Source organism: Kineococcus sp. R86509 (genome assembly GCF_042466365.1).
Classification (GTDB): Bacteria; Actinomycetota; Actinomycetes; order Actinomycetales; family Kineococcaceae; genus Kineococcus.
Map to the genome: position 1 here is coordinate 1,897,934 of NZ_JAXHCE010000001.1, position 16,249 is coordinate 1,914,182.

The window sequence follows — 16,249 nt, forward strand, 5'->3', positions numbered from 1 at the left end:
CTCAGACCCCCGCGTAGGAGTGCAGGCCGGGGAAGAAGATGTTCACCACGAGGTAGTTGAAGAGCATGCAGGCGAAGCCGAGGACCGAGAGCCAGGCGGCACGGCGGCCGTTCCAGCCCCGGGTCGCGCGCGCGTGCAGGTAGGTGGCGTAGACGACCCAGATGACGAACGTCCACACCTCCTTGGAGTCCCAGTTCCAGTAGCGGTTCCAGGCGACCTGGGCCCACACCGCACCGGCGATGAGGGTGAACGTCCACATCACGAACGCGACGGCGTTGAGGCGGAACGCGGTGCGCTCCAGCTCCACCGACCCGGGGAGGGCGTCCATGAACACCCCGCCCGCGCGGTTGCCGGCGGCCTTCACGCGGTCGCGCTTCTCCTGGACCAGCTGCAGCACCGTCGCGGAGAAGCCGAGGGTGGAGAGCGCGGTCGCCAGGATCGCGACGAAGACGTGGATGATCAGCCAGTAGCTGTCGAGCGCGGGGACCAACTGGGCGGCCTGGACGTAGAACGAGCGCAACGCGATCCCGAGGGTCGCGAGGATCGGTCCGGTGACGAAGGTGCCCAGGTAGCGGGCGTCGCGGCCCCCGCCCAGGCCCGCGCGGTGCGCGCGCCCGACGGCGACGAGGTAGCCGAGGGCCACGATGAGGGTGCCGGTGAGGGCGAACTCGAACATGTTGCCCCAGGGCACCCGGTGCACCGAGACCCCGCGGGAGACGACCGCACCCAGGTGCAGCAGGGTCGCGACGGTGAACAGCGAGGTCCCCACCGCGGCCGCGCGACGACGCCGGGCCGTGACGGGCTTCTCCAGGGTGGTCGTGCCACCCCCGCCGGCCGTGGCGGCCGTGGCGGTGGCGGCGGTGCGCCGGGCCTCGCGCGCCTTGATGACCTGGCCGCCCTCGGCGAGGTCGGCGGCGTAGGCGATGAAGGAGAAGAGGTAGGCGCTCATCGCGCCGTAGAGCAGCACGTTGCTGATCTGGGCGACGTTCTCGTCGACGGTCACGGGGTCTCCTCGGGAGCGTGCACTGAAGGCTCATGGTCCCCCACCGGGGGGTCTGCTGGCGATTCGCCGGGAGGCTCGGGCTCACCGAGGACCTCGCGCAGGCGCGCCAGGACGCCGTCGACCTCCTCGGCCAGACCCGCGTCGTTGCCGCGGGCCAGACCACCGACGGTGACGACGGTGCCCGCCGCCCCTGACTCACCGCTGCGGACGGCCTTGACCCACACCCGACGCCGGGGCAGGAACAGCGACAGGATCAGCCCGAGCGTGGCCAGCAGGGCGAAGACGAGCGCCGCGCTCTGACCCGGGGTGGAGCGGACGTCGAGGGAGGCGAAGCGCTCGATGCCCTGGAACTCGACGGAGCCGAGCCCGTTCGGCAGCTGGACCGTCGTGCCTGGTCTCATCTGCAGCGCCACGGCCTGGCCGTCATCGCCGACGACCTGGGTCATCGCGCTGGTGTCGAGGGTGTAGACGTTCTGCGCGACCCCGCTGTCGATCCCCAGGTCGCCGGTCCAGACCTTCGCGATGAGGACCGGGTTGACGGTGTCCGGGAACTTCGAGACCGGCGTGCCGGCCGCGTCGGTGGTGGCCGTCGGCAGGAACACGCCCTGGACCGCCAGCTGCACCGGGGCCCCGTTCGCGTCGACGGCGTCCGGCACCTTCACGACGCCGGTCGAGTCGTAGTTCGCGGTCTGCGGCAGGAACGGCGTCGGGCCGTCGGCGACGACGTCGCCCTTCCCATCGCGGACGACGATGACCGGGGCGTAGCCGTTGCCGGACAGCGAGATCTGGGTCTGCCCGACCTTCGCCGGGTGGTTGACCTTGATCGTCTCCTTCTTCGCCGTCGCCCCCGGTTCGTCGGTCAGCGTGACGTTCGCCGCGAACGTCCGCGGTTCACCGATCTGCGACGTCTGCTGCGCCTCGAAGGACACGTCCATGGAGTCCAGCGACAGCGTGAACGGCGGGACGTCGTCCTCGCTCGTCCCGACCCCGCCGCTGAAGCTGTCGAACGTGGTGCCGACCATCGTGCCGCCGACGGTGACCAGGCGCTGGCCGGAGTAGGAGAACAACGAGCTCGACGCGACCGAGAGCAGCAGGCCGACCAGGGACAGGTGGAAGAGCAGGTTCCCGCTCTCGCGGTGGTGGCCCTTCTCGGCCGCGACCGACCCCTCACGGCGGTCGACGCGGAAGTGCCGCTTCGCCAGCACCGTCCGGGCGGCGTCGAGGACCTCCTCGGGGGTGGAGCCCACCGTCGAACCGCGGTGCTCGGGCAGGCGTTCCAGCCGCGACGGGGTCCGCGGCGGCCGGGACCGAAGCGCCCTGAGGTGCACCCCCGCCCGCGGCAGCACGCAGCCGACGAGGGAGATGAACAGCAGCAGGTAGACCGCGGAGAACCAGACCGAGGAGTAGACGTGGAAGCCCTGCAGCCGCTCCACCCACGGGTAGGCCGTGGGGTGGTCGACCTCCCACTGCGCCACGGCGGTGGGGTTGTTGTTCTGCTGCGGGAACGTCGAGCCGGGGACGGCCGCGACGGCCAGCAGCATGAGCAGGAACAGCGCCGTGCGCATGCTCGTCAGCTGCCGCCAGCAGTAGCGCAGGAACTCCAGCGGCTTCAGCTCGGCAGCGAGCTGCGGTTCCCTGCGCTTGCGGCGCCGGGGTGGGGTGACGCCCTCGGCGGTGTCGTTGTCGCGGTAGGCGTCGCGGAGGTCGTCGAGGTGGGTCTCGTCGGTACGGGGCATCAGATCACCGGCTGGAAGTTCGAGACGAAGGTGTTCTGCAGCCAGCTGACCAGCGGGATGAACTGGTTCGTGGCGAGCAGGGCACCGATGAGCAGGAGCAGGAGCGCGCCGAAGCGGTTGAAGGCCAGCCGGTGACGACGCAGGACGCCCAGGACCTTCATGCCTCGCCCGTAGGCGAGCGCCACGAGGATGAACGGGATCCCCAGTCCGAGGCAGTACGCGAACCCGAGGCCGGCCGCACGGGCGCCGTTCGCCGAGGTCATGGCCATCGCCAGGATCGCCGAGAAGATCGGGCCGATGCACGGGGTCCAGCCGAGGCCGAACAGCGCACCCAGCAGGGGTGCCCCCGCCAGGCCGGCCCGTGGACGCCACCGCACCTTGAACTCCCGCTGCGCCCAGAGCGGGGCGAAGAGCAGGACCAGGCCGGCGAAGATCACCAGGATCCCGGAGACGCGCTGGAAGGCCGCCTGGTAGCGCAGCCCCATCAGCCACCCGCCGGCGCTGCCGGCGGTGAAGCTGATGAGGACGTAGACCACGGAGAACCCGAGCACGAACAACAGCGACCCGAGGAACATCCGTCCCCGCCGCTGCTTCTCGAGGTCTCCCCCGGACAGCCCGGTCACGTAGGCGAGGAACCCCGGTACGAGCGGCAGGACGCACGGGGACAGGAACGACACCAGTCCCGCCAGCGCCGCCAACGGGACCGCCAGCAGCAGCGGCCCGTTCTGCACGTACAGGGGAAGGTTCACGCAGGTGCCCCCGTCGCCGTGGGCGTCGTCCCGTCCGTGGAGGCGGGGGTCGCGCCGGCGTCGTCGAGCATCCCGGTCAGCGTCGACGTCGACACGATCCCCGAGACACGGGACGCGACGCGACCCTCGGGGTCGAGCACGAGCGTCGTGGGCGTCGCCTGCGGCGAGTACGTCCGCAGCGCGAGCATCGCCGCGCCGGACTTCGCGTCCAGGATCGAGGGGAACGTGATCGAGTGCGACCGCTGGAACGAGGCGGCGACGTCGGCGGTGTCGTAGGTGTTGATGCCGAGGAAATGCACGTCGCGGCCCGAGTACTGCTGCCAGACCGCCTCGAGGTCGGGTGCCTCGGAGCGGCAGGGCGCGCACCCGGCGAACCAGGTGTTCAGGACGACGACCTTGCCGCGGTAGTCCGCGAGGTCGACGGTGTCGCCGTCGACCGTCGTCCCGCTGAACTCGACCGGCTCCTTGCGCTCGTCGGCCTTCCAGTGCACGTAGGAGCCGTCGCCCTCGATGAAGTTCGACCCCTCGGACTTCGGCAGGCCGTCACCGCCCGAGCACGCGGCCAGGCCCAGCGTCGACAACGCCGCCATCCCGAACGCCCTGCGCGAGAGAGTCATCACGCCCCCGGGATCGGGTCGGCGCCGAGCAGCAGGTCGGCGGCGGGTTCGGTGTAGGCGACCGAGACGAGCGTGCGACCGGAGAACTCCAGCGACGTCACCGAGGCCAGGTTGCACTGCCGCTTGCGCGGGTCGTGGAACAGCGGACGCTGCTCGGCCCGCAGCCGCGTCACCCACACCGGCAGCTGGTGGCTGACCAGCACGGACTCCCGGCCCGGGAAGGCGTCCCGGACATCGCGCACGACGGCGCTCATCCGCGCGACCTGCTGCTCGTACGGTTCACCCCAGCTGGGCTGGAACGGGTTCCACAGCCGCGGCCACACCCGCGGGTCGCGGATCGACCCGCGCCCGTCGGTGACGCGGTGGCCCTCGAAGGAGTTCCCGGCCTCGATGAGCCGGGCGTCGGTACCGAGCGCGAGGCCGTGGCGCTGCGCCGTCGGCGTCGCGGTCTCCTGGGCCCGCTGCAACGGCGAGGCCGTCACCGAGGCGACGTCGTGGTCGGCGAAGAACTCCCCCAGCCGCGTCGCCATCGCCTGACCGCGGTCGGAGAGGCGGAAGTGCGGCAACCGGCCGTAGAGGACGCGGTCGGGGTTGTAGACCTCGCCGTGGCGGACGAGGTGGACGGTCGTCCTGTCCTGCGTGCCGGTCACAGCGAACCCGCCCCCTCCGCCGCGGCGCGCGCCGCCGCCGGCAACGCCTCGACGATCCGCCCGAGGGCGGTCTCGTCGTGGCTCGCCGAGAGGAACCACGCCTCGAAGGCGCTCGGCGGCAGGTGGACGCCCTGGTCGAGCATCGAGTGGAAGAAGCCGCGGAAGGCCCCCAGGTCCTGCTGACGGGCCTCGTCGTAGTTCGTGACCGACTCCCGCTCGGTGAAGAAGACGCTGAACATCGACCCCGCCGTGTTCACCAGGTGCGGGACGCCCGCGGCGGACAGGGCGGCGCTCGCGGCCTCGCGGACCGTCGTCGCGTTCGCCTCGACCGCGGCGTAGACCGCGGGGGTGCACGCGCTCAGCGTGGCGAGACCGGCGGCGGTCGCGACGGGGTTCCCGGACAACGTGCCCGCCTGGTAGACGGGACCGGCGGGAGCGAGGTGGGCCATGACGTCGGCGCGGCCACCGAACGCGGCGGCGGGAAAGCCACCGCCCATGACCTTGCCGAAGGTCAGCAGGTCCGGGGCGTGCTCGAGGCCGAGGCCCTCGAAGCCGTACCAGCCCGCCGCGCTGACGCGGAAGCCCGTCATGACCTCGTCGGAGACGAGCAGCGCGCCGTGCTCACGGGTGATCCGGCGCAGCTCGGCCGTGAAGCCGGGCTGCGGGCGGACGACGCCCATGTTCCCGGCGGCGGCCTCGGTGATGACGCACGCGATGCGGTCCCCGTGCTGCCGGAACACCTCCGCGAGCGCCTCGGGGTCGTTGTAGGGCACCACGATCGTGTCCCCGGCGGCGGTCCCCGTCACCCCCGGGGTGTCGGGCAGCGCGAAGGTCGCCAGCCCCGACCCGGCCGAGGCCAGCAGGGCGTCGACGTGACCGTGGTAATGCCCGGCGAACTTCACGATCACCGGGCGTCCGGTGAACCCGCGGGCGAGGCGGATCGCGCTCATCGTGGCCTCGGTGCCGGAGCTGACCAGGCGCACCTGCTCGACGGGCTCGACGCGGGCGACGATCGCCTCGGCGAGCATCACCTCGCGCTCGGTCGGGGTCCCGAAGGAGAACCCCTGGCGCGCCGCCGCGTCGACCGCCGCGAGCACGTCCGGGTGCGCGTGGCCGAGGATCATCGGCCCCCACGAGCAGAGCAGGTCCACGTACTCGCGACCGTCGGCGTCGGTGAGGTAGGGACCCCGGGCCGAGGCGATGAACCTCGGGGTGCCGCCGACGGCACGGAAGGCCCGCACGGGCGAGTTCACCCCGCCGGGGATGACGGCGGAGGCCCGCTCGAAGAGGGCGGCGGAAACGGGCGCGGCAGGGCTCGTCGGGGCAGGCGTCGGCGCGGTCACGGGCCCCAGTGTCGCAAGGTTCGCGGGATGCGGTCGCCCCAGGGGCGGCTACGACGGCGTGTCGGAGGTCGAGGGTGACCGACCTCACGTCCCCTCACCCAGCACCCACGTGGGTGACGCGTCGCCCGCGCGGAGGGGACGGTCAGGTCCACCACAGGTACCAGCCGTCGCGGCCGGTCCGTCGGCACGTGCGGCGCCGGACGACGTGCGGGCTGCGCGTGGCGTCGTCGAGGCCGAAGGAGGCCTGCACGGAGGCCCAGAAGGCCTGGCACTCGCAGCCGTTCTCCGTGCAGCACGAGTCGTCGTCGACCAGCCGGAACTCGTCGAGCTCGGGGTGGTCGTAGACCACGATCCCCTCGGCGGTGATGCGCTCGTCCTCCCGCGAGGGCGGGACGAGGTAGCCGTGCACCTCGACCTCGCGCGGGTGCCCGACCGCGGCCACCAGCACCGACCCCAGCGACGGGGCGTCGTTCTGCTTGTCGGCCAGCTGCCCGGCCGGCAGCCGCTGCAGAAGCTGAGCGGCGGCCGTCCACGGCAGGTCGCGGTAGCGGACGATGTCGCGGCCGTCGGCGGGCCGGCCGAGGACGTGGGGCTCGAGCACGTCGAGGAGGTCCAGCGTCCAGCTCGGCCTGCCGTCGGCGAGCCGGACCCAGCAGTCCGCGAGCGTCTCGTGCGGGAGGGCGGAGGGGAGGCCGGAGGGGAGGTCGGTCAGCGTGCGTGGGCTCGGGTGGATCGTCATGCGCAGAGCCTGCGACGGACGACGCACCGGCTCGGGCCCGCGAGCCCGCGCTGTGGACGACCGACCGCCTCCTGGCCCCTGTGGAGACGACGGCGTCAGGACCAGCTGGGCGCGTCCGCCAGCGGCTGGTTGAAGCGGAGCTGGTTGCCGGAGGGGTCGCGGACGCCGAAGTCGCGGACCCCGTACTGCTGGTCGACGGGCTCCTGCAGGATCTCCGCGCCGGCGGCGGAGAGCCTGTCGTGCAGGGCGTCGACGTCGTCGGTGGTGAAGATGAGGCGCGAGACGAGGCCCTTGACGAGGAGCTCCGCGATGGCCTCGCGGTCGGCGGGCGACGCGTCCGGCCAGGACTGCGGGGTCTCCAGGACGACGTGCACGTCCGGCTGGTCGGCGGGGGTGACGGTGACCCAGCGCATCCCCTCGTAGGAGACGTCCTGGGTCACCGCGAACCCGAGCAGGTCGCGGTAGAAGGTCAGGGCCTCGTCGTGGTCGTGGACGGTCAGGAGGACGCTGGAGAGGATCACCATGTCCACGACGCTAGGCGCGGTCAGACCCGGCCGGCTTCTCGGATCGTGACCGGTCTGGCCGCCCGGTGCAGCACGCAGCTGGGGATCGACGCCGCGGCGGAGTGGTCGCGGGCCCGGTACGCGCTGGGCGTCTCCCCCACGAGTCGCGTGAACCGGGAGCTGAACGAGCCGAGCGAGGAGCAGCCGACCGCGAAGCAGGCGTCGGTGACCGACACGTCGCCGCGCCGCAGCAGCGCCTTGGCCCGCTCGATGCGGCGGGTCATGACGTAGTCGTAGGGCGTCTCGCCAAAGGCGGCCCGGAAGCAGCGGGAGAAGTGCCCGGACGACATCAGCGCCTGCCGGGCCAGCACCGCGACGTCGAGGGGTTGCGCGAAGTCGCGGTCGATCCGGTCGCGGACCTGCCGCAGGCGCACCAGGTCCTCGCGCCGCATCGCCACCTCGCCAGTGTGGCCCGCGGGTCGACGGAAGACCACCGTCCCGCCGACCGGTCAGCGTGGTCAGCGCGCGACGGCCCGCACGGCAGCGTCCAGCGCCAGGGACAGCCCCGTCATCCACGTCGCCAGGGCCTCGCGGTCCAGCAGCTGCACGCCGCTACCGGCGGCCAGGGCGCGGGCCGGACGGGAGTAGGTGCTGGTGGTGACGTAGAGGGCGTGGTCGGCGCGGTGGTGGTGGAAGACGGTGCCCAGGAACCGCTGCAGGTCGGGAGAGCCGACGGCCCGGTCGGTGTAGCGCTTGCACTGCACCACCAGCAGCGACCCGTCGCCGGGGTGGCGGGCGGTGACGTCGGCGCCCAGGTCACCGGAACCACCGGAGACGGTGACCTGGCGCCAGCCGTCACGGCGCAGGAGCCGGGCGACGAGCTGCTCGAAGTCCGCTCCGCTCATCCCGTCGGTGGCGGCGACCTGCTGGTCCAGCCGCGCCTGCCGGGCGGCTCGCCAGCGAGCCCGTCGCCGCAGCACCAGCACCCGCCAGGTGAGCAGCACGACGACGACGGCCCCGGCCAGGGCGAGCACGGGCCACCAGACCGCCAGCCAGGCGCACAACGCGCGCCCCGTGCCGGCGAGCACCAGGAGGGTGAGGAGGGCGAGCTTGGCGGCGTCGTCGCCGTTGCCGGTCGATCGTCCCCGGGTCGAGCGGTTGCGGGCCACAGTGCGGAATCGGTGGAGCAGCGTCGTCGCTGAACGTCCCGTCCCCTGATCGGCTCAGCGCGCCCGGGTCCTCTCGGCGTTCGTCGTCCCGGCATCGAGACGCACAGCAGTCAGAGCGGTGCGGAGCGCAGCATCCGGGCAGGATCGTCAGCCGTGGAGCTGACGAGCCCACGCTCCGAGCCTGTCCTGAACCCCGGACAACTCCTCCTCACCGATGCCGTACTGCTGCACGCGCCGGGGCGTGAGGGTCACCACCAGGCGCAGCTGCTCCGCGAAGAGACGGCGGTCGAAGCCGTCGTCGTGGCTCTGCGCCAAGGCCAGGAGCTCCTCGTCGGAGTACGTGCCCGTCCTGCGGATGGCGTCGACGTCGAGGAAGTCTCGGGCTTCGGCCCGGGAGAACAGGGCGCCCACCTTGTTGGCGACCGCATCGTCCCGGCTCAGCACCGGCCCCACCTCGAGGGTGGTGGCGGGGTGTTCCCGCCAGTCGACGGCGAAGTCGACCTCCAGGACGGCGCCGTCCTCAGCGGACACCTGGAGCCGCGCGAAGAGGTCCGCTCTGCGCACCTCCTCGACGCGGTAGCCCACCGCGCCCAGGGCCGCCGTCCCCGCGTCCACGGCTTCGGCGAACCCGCCGGCGTCGAGGGAATCCGTGAAGAGGTCCACGTCCTCGGTCGGCCGCTGGATCATCCTGTGCTCGCGGATGGCGCCCGATCCCGCCAGGACGAAACCGCGATCGGCGGTGGTGGCGAGCAACAACCGCGTGACGTGCCGCTGGTGCGCGAGGAGGTCCGTCAACCGGCCACGTCCGCCGAGACGTCCTGTCCCAGCACCGGGAAGGCGTTCTCCCAGAGCGTCCGGCACCGCACGGGGAGGATCAGGTCAGGCCACACCCGGCTCAGGGTGGCGGCGTCGAGGAGCTCTCGCTGCTGGAGCGCGGTCCCTTCGCGGACGATGGCCTGGTAGCCCCAGACCAGCTCGGCGGGGTCGTCGAGGTTCACCGATCGGCTCGGCCCCCAGTGGATGGAGTGAGGCAGCTCGAGGAGGCCCCCGGAGGGTCCGGTCAGGAGGTTCAACGACGGTGGAAGGTCGTAGGGCACGACGTCCTGGTAGCGGACCCGGGGCGCGTTCACGCCGCCTCACCACCCCTGATGCGCCGGTAGGCCTCCTCGCGCACGAACTCGACGAGCACCGACTGGAAGTCGGGATCGTCGACGTACCGGCTGAACGAGGCCTCGTTCGCGTTCTGCCGATCGATGACGAAGTCGTCGACCCGCTCGTCGAACCGGTACCCGAAGTTCTCCTCGGCGTTCTCCAGCGCCACGGCACGCATCTCCGGGTCCTGGGTGCTGTGCACCACGTACTGCTCGACGAGGAGGGTGTCCGCCTCTCCGAGGTCCGGGCCGAACTTGAAGTTCAGGGCGCTCCTCGTCGACGTACGTGGTGTGCAGCAGGGGTTCGTCGAAACCGGTCTGGTACTTCTCGGCGACGGACCTCCCGCGACGCCGCGGATCGCCCTCTCGACGTCGGCCGCGCGCTCGGACGAGACCGGGCCCACCACGAGCGGGCGGTGACCGAGCTCATCCGGCAGGTACGTGCGGTACGGGCCGGAGCGACGGTCACGGGTCGGTGAGCCCGTCTCCGCGCCCGGAGGCCACGACGCGTCGAGGTAGGTGGCCACAGGCACAACCTTGCACGCTCAGGTCCACCGTCCAAGGTGGGAACCTCGAACTCGCACGAAGACCGGACCCATCGGACGTTACCGACGACTCAGAGCCACTCCCGCGCCGCCTCGAGCGCCCAGTAGCTCAGCACGATCGACGCCCCGGCCCGCCGCAGCGCCAGCAGCGACTCCAGCGCCACCCGCTCGCGGTCCAGGGCACCGGCCCGCGCGGCGAACTCGACCATCGCGTACTCCCCCGACACCTGGTAGCTGGCGACGGGGACGTCGGAGACGTCGGCCACCGCGCGCAGCACGTCGAGGTAGGGCAGGCCGGGTTTCACCATGACCATGTCGGCGCCCTCGTCGAGGTCGAGGCGCACCTCGCGCAGCGCCTCGCTCACGTTGGCGGCCGGATCCTGCTGGTAGGTGCGGCGGTCGCCCTTCAGCTGGGAGTTCACGGCCTCGCGGAACGGGCCGTAGAAACCGCTGGCGTACTTCACGGCGTAGGCGAACAGGGAGACGTCCTCGAAACCGCTGCCGTCCAGGGCGTTGCGCAGGTACCCGATCTGGCCGTCCATCATCCCGCTGGGCCCCAGCACGTGGGCCCCGGCGGTGGACTGGGCCAGCGCCATCGACGCGTAGCGCTCCAGCGTCGCGTCGTTGTCCACCCGTCCCCGGGCGTCCAGGACCCCGCAGTGGCCGTGGTCGGTGAACTCGTCGAGGCAGAGGTCGGCCATGACCACGAGGTCGTCGCCGACGGCGTCGCGGACGTCGCGCAGGGCGACGTTGAGGATGCCGTCGGGGTCGTCGGCCCCGGACCCCACCGCGTCGAGCTCCTCCGGGACCCCGAACAGCATGATCCCGCCGAGACCGGCCGCGACGGCCTCCTTCGCCACCGCCACCAGGGACTCACGGGTGTGCTGCACGACCCCGGGCAGGGTGCGGATCGACTGCTCCTCGGTGATGCCCTCGCGGACGAACACCGGCAGCACGAGGTCCCCCGGGTGCAGGTGCACGTCCGTCACCAACCGGCGCATCGCCGGGGTGGAGCGGAGACGGCGGGGCCTGATCGGCAACTGCACCACGGGGGAACTCCTAGCTGGTCAGCGCGCCCGGCGGCGCGCGGAGGACTTCTTCTGGCTGGGCCGCAGCACCGGCTCGCCGGCCTCGGCGGCCGCCGCCCGCAGACCCTGACCGAAACCGGCCAGCGCCTCGACGAGAGCCTCCGCACTGGGCTCCGGCGCGAGGACGTCGACCCGCAGGCCGTGCTCCTCGGCGGTCTTCGCGGTGGCCGGGCCGATGCAGGCGACGATGGTCGACGGGTGCGGCTTCCCGGCGATCCCGACGAGGTTGCGGACCGTCGAGCTCGACGTGAACACGACGGCGTCGAACGCGCCGGTCTTGATCGCGTCGCGCACCGGGGCGGCGGGCGGCGCGGCGCGCACCGTCCGGTAGGCGGTGACGTCGTCGACCTCCCAGCCGTTCTCCACCAGACCCGCGACCAGGGTGTCGGTCGCGATGTCCGCACGCGGCAGGAACACCCGGTTGATCGGGTCGAGGACGTCGTCGTAGGGCGGCCAGGACTCCAGCAGCCCGGAGGCGGACTGCTCGTTCTCGGGCATGAGGTCGGGTTCGATCCCCCACTCGCGCAACGCGTCCGCCGTGACGCCACCGACGGCGGCGACCTTGAGGCCGGAGAACGCGCGGGCGTCGAGGCCGTACTCGGTGAACTTCTCCCGCACGGCCTTGACGGCGTTGACGGACGTGAAGCCGATCCACTCGTAGCGCCCGGTCACCAGGCCCTTGACCGCCTTCTCCATCTGCTGCGGGGTGCGCGGCGGCTCGACGGAGATGGTCGGCACGACCTCGGCGGTGGCGCCGTGCTCGGACAGCTTCGAGGTGACCCCGCCGGCCTGCTCCTTGGTGCGCGGCACCAGGACCCGCCAGCCGAAGAGCGGCTTCGTCTCGTACCAGCTGCCCTGCTCGCGCAGCGCGACGACGTCACCGACGACGGCCGTGGTCGGCGAGCCGTCGAGGGTCGCGGCGGCCCGCTGGAGGTCGCCCAGCGTCGTCGTGGTCGTCGACTGGGTCGTCGTCGTGCCGTGGGAGGTCAGCGCGACCGGCGTCGAGGCCGACCGACCCGCACCGAGCAGCCCCACCGCGGCGGCGGCGATGTCGTCACCGGTGCCGAGCACGATGACCGTGGCGTCCTTGTCGGCGTGCCGCGACCAGTCGAGCGAGCGACCCGTCGGGTGCACCACGTTGACGCTGGAGGTGTGGCTGGTGGTCATCGGCATCCCCGCGTAGGCCGGGACGGCGCTGACGGCGGAGACGCCCGGGACGACGTCGAAGGAGACCCCGTTCTTGCGGCAGGCCACGATCTCGTCGGCCAGCCCCGTGAAGGTGGACGGGTCCCCGTCCATCAGCCGCACGACGCGACCACCGGCCTTCGCGGCCTTCACGACGAGCTTGGCCCGCACGGCGCGGGTCAGCGGCTGACCGTCGTCACCGAAACCGGCGTCCAGCACCTCGACCCCGTCGCGGCAGTAGCGGGCCGCGAGGTCCTCTCGGCTGGCCTGGTCGAGCACGACCACGTCGGCCGCGGCGAGCAGGTCGACGGCCCGCACGGTGAGCAGACCCGGGTCGCCGGGACCCGCGCCCACGAAGGAGACGTGCCCGAGCACCCTCTCGGCCTTGGTGGCCTTGTCGGAGCTCGCACTCCGGCCGGTCCGGCCCGACCTGCCCGACTTCCTGGTGCTGGTCGACTCGGGGGCGTCGTGCCCCTTCTTGGCCACGGTCACCTCGGTGAGCAGGCTCACCTCGGGCGCGTCGGAGGTGACCTCGAGGGCCGCCTCCGGTGCCTGCGCCGGCTCGGCGACCAGGGGGCTGTTCGTCATCGTGCTCACGAGCCACTCTCCGGATCGGGACGTGGACCGTCGACCGGACGGTCCAGGGGGTGGTTCTCCTGGGCTCCGCCGCCCACGGCGACGGGGGTCTGTGCGAGCTCACGCTCGAGCAGGTCCGCGGCGACCTCGGCCCCGAGGCGGCGAGCCGCCCGGAGATCGGTCACCGACGAGAGGGGGACCGCCCGGCGACGGCGGACGAGGACCCCGGAAGGGTCCTCCGCCGCCACCTGCAGGACGAGGTCGTCGCCGACGGCGACGGCGTGGGCGCCGACCGGGGCCGAGCACCCGGCCTCCAGCGTGGCGAGCACCTGACGCTCGGCGGCCACGGCGAAGCGGACCGCGGGCACGTCGAGGGCGGCGAGCGCCTCGAGCACCTCGGTGTCCCCGTCGCGGCACTCCACGGCCAACGCGCCCTGCCCGGGCGCGGGGACGAAGGTGTCGGGCGCGAAGAGTTCGCTCGCCTCGTCGAGGCGGCCGATGCGGGCCAGCCCTGCGGCGGCGAGCACGACGGCGTCGAGCTCGCCGCTGGTGGCGTAGCCGATGCGGGTGTCGATGTTGCCGCGCACGGCGACGACGTCGAGGTCGGGGCGCAGCGCCAGCAGCAGGGCCCGCCGGCGCGGCGAGCCGGTGCCGACGCGGGCCCCGGCGGGGAGGTCGGCGAGGGTGCGTCCGGCGGCGACGAGGACGTCGCGGGGGTCCTCGCGCTCGGGGACGGCCCCCAGCGCGAGCCCGGCGGCGTCGGCCGTGGGCAGGTCCTTGAGGGAGTGCACGGCCAGGTCGACCTCGTCCGCGAGGAGCGCGTCGCGCAGCGCCGAGACGAAGACACCGGTGCCGCCGATCTGGGCCAGCGGGGCGCGGTTGACGTCGCCGTGGGTGGTGATCTCCACCAGTTCGACCTCGAACCCGTTGCGGCGCAGCGCGTCGGCGACCCAGGTGCTCTGGGTCCGGGCGAGGGCGCTGCGGCGGGTGCCCAGGCGCAGTCGGCGGGTCACGAGACGTGGCTCACGGCGTCGGCGACCGTCCCGGACAGCGGCGCGTCACCGGGCAGGGCGCTCGGGTCCTGGGCGACCTCGAGGTCGAAGAGCGTCCGCAGCGCGGCGGCGTAGCCGACCCCGCCGGGGGCCTCGGCGAGCTCCTTCACCCGCACCGTGGGGGTGTGCAGCAGCTTCTCCACGATGCGGTGCACCGCGCGGTCGACCTCGGCGCGGGTCGTGGCGTCGAGCTCGACCCGGCTGCCGAGCCGGCGCATCTCGACCTCGACGACGTGGCGGGCCTGGGCCCGCAGCGCGACGACGGTCGGGGCGACGTCGGCGGCCCGCAGGTGGGCCGCGTGGGCGGCGACCTCCTCGGCGACGATGGCCCGCACCGAGCGCAGGTCCTCGGCGACGGCCGAGCTGGCGAGGTCCGCGCCGAGGCCCTCGAGGTCGACGAGGTGCGCCCCGCGCAGGGTCGCGACCTCCGGGTCGACGTCGCGGGGCAGGGCCAGGTCGGCCAGGAAGATCGGGCGTTCCGGGCGGTCGAGCAGGGCGCTGGCCACGGTCGCGACGTCCAGGACGTGCCCGACGGCCCCCGTGCAGCTGACGACGAGGTCGGCCGCGGCCACCTGCGCGCGCAGGTCGTCGAGCCCGACGGCGACCCCGCCGATCGCGGCGGCGAGGCGCTGGGCGCGGTCCGGGGTGCGGTTGGCGACGACGACGTCGAGGCCGGCCCGGGCCAGCGTCGTCGCGACGAGGGCGCTCATCGCACCGGCGCCGACGACGAGGGCGCGCTTGCCGGGGAGGTCCCCGACGACACCGGCGGCGCGGGTCGTCGTGGCGTCGACGAGCGAGGCGCCCGCGGCGTCCAGCCCGGTCTCGGAGTGGGCCCGCTTGCCGACCCGCAACGCGTTCTGCAGCAGCCGGTCCAGCGTCCCGCCGGCCAGCCCGCGCTGGTGCAGGTCGCGCAGGGCCAGACGCAGCTGACCGAGGATCTGGCTCTCGCCGACGGCCATCGAGTCCAGACCGCAGGCGACGCGGAAGAGGTGCTCGACGCCCGCGTCCTCGTAGTGGACGTAGAGCTGTTCGCCGAGCTCCTCGAACCCGAGGCCGATGCGGCGGCACAGGGCGTCACCGACGTCGGCGACCCCGCCGTGGAAGCGCGTCACGTCGCAGTACAGCTCGACGCGGTTGCAGGTGGAGAGGACGAAGGCCTCCTCCACGTGCGGGGACGCCAGCAGCGACTCGACGATCTGCTCGGCGGAGCCGGCCCCGGCGGCGGCGCGCTCGAGGACCTCCAGCGAGGCGGTGCGGTGGGAGAGGCCCACGACCATCAGCGCCACTCAGACCACCTCCCCGACGCGTTCGCCCGCGAGCGTCATCTCGAGGGTGGGGACGGGACTGGGAGCGGGGGTGGCGAAGCGCGCGGCCCGCCGCTGGGCGTGGAAGGCGAGGATCTGGAGCTCCGAGGCGAGGTCGACCTTGCGCACGTCGACGTCGGCGGGGACGCGCAGCACGGTGGGGGCGAAGTTCAGCACGCTCGTGACACCCGCGGCGACGAGCCGGTCGCAGACGACCTGCGCGTGCTCGACGGGGACGGCGAGGACTCCGATGGTGGGTTCCCCGGCGCGCAGCACCGAGGGCAGCTCGTCCAGCGGACGGACCGCGAGGCCGCTGACGACCTCGCCCACGACGTGGGGCCCGTCGTCGAAGAGTCCGACGACGCGGAACCCGCGGGAGGCGAAACCGCCGTAACCGGCGAGGGCGTGGCCCAGGTTGCCGATCCCGACGATGACGACGTTCCAGCTGGTCGTCTGCCCGAGGTGGTCGGCGATCTGGGCGTGGAGCTGCTCGACGTCGTAGCCGACGCCGCGGGTGCCGTAGCTGCCGAGGTGGGAGAGGTCCTTGCGCAGCTTGGCCGAACCGACGCCGACGGCCTCGGCCAGCGCCTCCGAGGACACCGTCCGCAGACCGGCCTCGGCGAGCGTCGACAGTGCCCGCAGGTACTGCGGCAGGCGCGCCACGGTCGCTTCGGGAACGTCGACCGTCCCCACCTCGTCCTCGTCCACAGCGGTCAGACCCGCACCCTCGTACGCGAAGCTCCCGGCCCCGGGAGGAACCCCGGAACCGCTGGTCGTGCGCCAGAAGACTAGGCTCTTGTGAAGCCTTGCACAAAGTCGTAACCGCCCGGCGTGACGAG

Annotated in this window: 18 protein-coding genes; all 18 read right to left on the reverse strand. The window is 72.9% G+C overall.

What is annotated here, in order from left to right; translation table 11 throughout:
• Nucleotide 1 precedes the first annotated feature (1 nt).
• A complete protein-coding gene (ccsB, locus tag SJY07_RS09120; RefSeq protein WP_380158542.1) occupies nucleotides 2–1,003 on the reverse strand; it encodes a c-type cytochrome biogenesis protein CcsB in 1,002 nt (333 codons plus the stop codon).
• Nucleotides 1,000–2,739: a cytochrome c biogenesis protein ResB gene (locus SJY07_RS09125; protein ID WP_380158544.1), complete on the reverse strand. Its 1,740-nt coding sequence runs from the start codon at nucleotides 2,737–2,739 to the stop codon at nucleotides 1,000–1,002. Before SJY07_RS09125 ends, ccsB begins: the two co-directional genes overlap by 4 nt.
• A complete protein-coding gene (locus SJY07_RS09130; RefSeq protein WP_380158547.1) occupies nucleotides 2,739–3,488 on the reverse strand; it encodes a cytochrome c biogenesis CcdA family protein in 750 nt (249 codons plus the stop codon). The genes SJY07_RS09125 and SJY07_RS09130 overlap by 1 nt, the downstream gene beginning before the upstream one ends.
• A complete protein-coding gene (locus SJY07_RS09135; protein ID WP_380162244.1) occupies nucleotides 3,485–4,105 on the reverse strand; it encodes a TlpA family protein disulfide reductase in 621 nt (206 codons plus the stop codon). Before SJY07_RS09135 ends, SJY07_RS09130 begins: the two co-directional genes overlap by 4 nt.
• Nucleotides 4,105–4,755 (reverse strand): histidine phosphatase family protein, encoded by a 651-nt coding sequence (locus SJY07_RS09140; RefSeq protein ID WP_380158549.1) that lies wholly within the window; start codon nucleotides 4,753–4,755, stop codon nucleotides 4,105–4,107. The genes SJY07_RS09135 and SJY07_RS09140 overlap by 1 nt, the downstream gene beginning before the upstream one ends.
• On the reverse strand, nucleotides 4,752–6,098 hold the full coding sequence (hemL, locus tag SJY07_RS09145) for a glutamate-1-semialdehyde 2,1-aminomutase (RefSeq protein ID WP_328294566.1): 1,347 nt from the start codon (nucleotides 6,096–6,098) through the stop codon (nucleotides 4,752–4,754). The genes SJY07_RS09140 and hemL overlap by 4 nt, the downstream gene beginning before the upstream one ends.
• A gap of 142 nt (nucleotides 6,099–6,240) precedes the next feature.
• On the reverse strand, nucleotides 6,241–6,837 hold the full coding sequence (locus SJY07_RS09150) for a hypothetical protein (protein WP_380158551.1): 597 nt from the start codon (nucleotides 6,835–6,837) through the stop codon (nucleotides 6,241–6,243).
• Between the two features lie 95 nt (nucleotides 6,838–6,932).
• The gene (locus tag SJY07_RS09155; protein ID WP_380158553.1) at nucleotides 6,933–7,361 is read right to left on the reverse strand and encodes a VOC family protein; all 429 of its coding nucleotides are present in this window, start codon (nucleotides 7,359–7,361) and stop codon (nucleotides 6,933–6,935) included.
• A 20-nt stretch (nucleotides 7,362–7,381) separates the two neighbouring features.
• Nucleotides 7,382–7,792, reverse strand: a complete 411-nt coding sequence (locus SJY07_RS09160) for a helix-turn-helix transcriptional regulator (protein ID WP_328296258.1) — start codon at nucleotides 7,790–7,792, stop codon at nucleotides 7,382–7,384.
• Between the two features lie 66 nt (nucleotides 7,793–7,858).
• Nucleotides 7,859–8,509: a restriction endonuclease gene (locus SJY07_RS09165; protein WP_380158555.1), complete on the reverse strand. Its 651-nt coding sequence runs from the start codon at nucleotides 8,507–8,509 to the stop codon at nucleotides 7,859–7,861.
• Nucleotides 8,510–8,656: 147 nt separating this feature from the next.
• Nucleotides 8,657–9,304, reverse strand: a complete 648-nt coding sequence (locus tag SJY07_RS09170; RefSeq protein WP_380158557.1) for a nucleotidyl transferase AbiEii/AbiGii toxin family protein — start codon at nucleotides 9,302–9,304, stop codon at nucleotides 8,657–8,659.
• Nucleotides 9,301–9,639 carry a hypothetical protein gene (locus SJY07_RS09175; RefSeq protein WP_328294561.1) on the reverse strand — a complete coding sequence of 113 codons (339 nt, stop codon included), beginning with the start codon at nucleotides 9,637–9,639 and terminating at the stop codon, nucleotides 9,301–9,303. The genes SJY07_RS09170 and SJY07_RS09175 overlap by 4 nt, the downstream gene beginning before the upstream one ends.
• Nucleotides 9,636–9,863, reverse strand: a complete 228-nt coding sequence (locus SJY07_RS09180) for a hypothetical protein (protein WP_380158559.1) — start codon at nucleotides 9,861–9,863, stop codon at nucleotides 9,636–9,638. Before SJY07_RS09180 ends, SJY07_RS09175 begins: the two co-directional genes overlap by 4 nt.
• Nucleotides 9,864–10,276: 413 nt before the next feature.
• Complete coding sequence (gene hemB / locus SJY07_RS09185; protein WP_328294559.1) at nucleotides 10,277–11,254, reverse strand: porphobilinogen synthase; 978 nt, start codon at nucleotides 11,252–11,254, stop codon at nucleotides 10,277–10,279.
• An 18-nt stretch (nucleotides 11,255–11,272) separates the two neighbouring features.
• On the reverse strand, nucleotides 11,273–13,066 hold the full coding sequence (locus SJY07_RS09190; RefSeq protein ID WP_380162247.1) for a uroporphyrinogen-III synthase: 1,794 nt from the start codon (nucleotides 13,064–13,066) through the stop codon (nucleotides 11,273–11,275).
• A 5-nt stretch (nucleotides 13,067–13,071) separates the two neighbouring features.
• Entirely contained in the window at nucleotides 13,072–14,067 is a 996-nt protein-coding gene (hemC, locus tag SJY07_RS09195; protein WP_328294558.1) for a hydroxymethylbilane synthase, read from the reverse strand.
• Nucleotides 14,064–15,392, reverse strand: coding sequence for a glutamyl-tRNA reductase (locus tag SJY07_RS09200; protein ID WP_380158562.1), 1,329 nt, complete (start codon nucleotides 15,390–15,392; stop codon nucleotides 14,064–14,066). Before SJY07_RS09200 ends, hemC begins: the two co-directional genes overlap by 4 nt.
• The gene (locus tag SJY07_RS09205) at nucleotides 15,393–16,103 is read right to left on the reverse strand and encodes a redox-sensing transcriptional repressor Rex (RefSeq protein WP_328294557.1); all 711 of its coding nucleotides are present in this window, start codon (nucleotides 16,101–16,103) and stop codon (nucleotides 15,393–15,395) included.
• Nucleotides 16,104–16,249: the final 146 nt, after the last annotated feature.